This window comes from Streptomyces sp. NPDC029014, assembly GCF_055564695.1.
Window position 1 is genome coordinate 1 of the sequence record NZ_JBVHVT010000257.1, and the last position, 1009, is coordinate 1009.

Consider the following 1009-nt stretch of genomic DNA (forward strand, 5'->3'; position numbering starts at 1 on the left):
GCACGAGTAAGTCGGGTGATGCGCGATCTCAAGCCTGGAAACTTTGTTCGTCAATCAGAGGAGCTTGATCGATATCTTGGTTGTACGCCGAATAACAAGGACCCTGATGGTGCCGTCGCTCATGTTTGCGCCCCTGACACCGCTACACATACTATTTGTATCCACGAAAAATTTTGTGGGATGCGCCCCATATCCAGTGCGAAGGACTCGATGCTATCGACACTGATTCATGAGTGCACTCACTTCTCCGACACTTTTGGCGCTCAGGATCATCAATATTTCATGCGCAAGTGCTTGGTATTGGCTCGGACGCGGCCTGATCTCGCAATCAATAATGCGGATAGCATTGCCGGGTATATTATCTATGAGGATTAGGGGCAGTGTGGCAGCGCGATCCTGGTTGAATCTGGTTGGGTCCAACGGAAAGTTGATATGGTAAAAGGGCCAGCATATATCGCACTCGCATTTTTCTCGGCAGCGACATTCGCCTGCTCCCCAGTCCATACGCTTGATGTTTCGTTTGAAAGAGATTCTGCCAAGGTGTCCGGCGATGAGATCACAAGGCTGGCCAATTGGGCGATAGACCTTCAACTTAAATATCCCAATCTCGATCGTACGTCTGTCGGTGGCCTTGCCGAAGCTGACGAAAGACAGCCGCACGTGCTGGCTCAACAACGCGCGGAAAGTATCAAGGGGCTTCTGGTCACATTGGGGCTTGGTCGAGCACCTATCGACGTCGACGCCAGGCTTTATAAGTCGCATCACTTGAGCGGTGTGCCGGATAATGGCCGACGAGTAGAAATCGACTTTCTTCCCGGTTGCCCGCATGAATGTCCTTGCCAAGTGAAATGAGGCCTTGGTCGCCAGCCGCCACGCAGTGCTGCACATTTTGATGGTATGAAGCGGCCCCTTACGCACCATGCAGTAAGCGCCGGCCCGTCACAAGCCGACGCGTGCTTTGTGTCCGTCACCGCACACTGCACGATCGCCCCGTGCGTCCCCGCCTTTC

2 protein-coding genes are annotated in these 1009 nt (G+C 53.5%); both read left to right on the top strand.

All coding sequences use genetic code 11. The annotated features are described in order from the left end of the window. Positions 1–375, top strand: a 375-nt coding sequence (locus ACZ4VL_RS40955) for a M35 family metalloendopeptidase (RefSeq protein ID WP_468211176.1), incomplete at its 5' end; no start/stop codon positions are given. Between the two features lie 165 nt (positions 376–540). Continuing rightward, positions 541–852: a hypothetical protein gene (locus ACZ4VL_RS40960; RefSeq protein WP_359580410.1), complete on the top strand. Its 312-nt coding sequence runs from the start codon at positions 541–543 to the stop codon at positions 850–852. The last annotated feature ends 157 nt before the right edge of the window (positions 853–1009 follow it).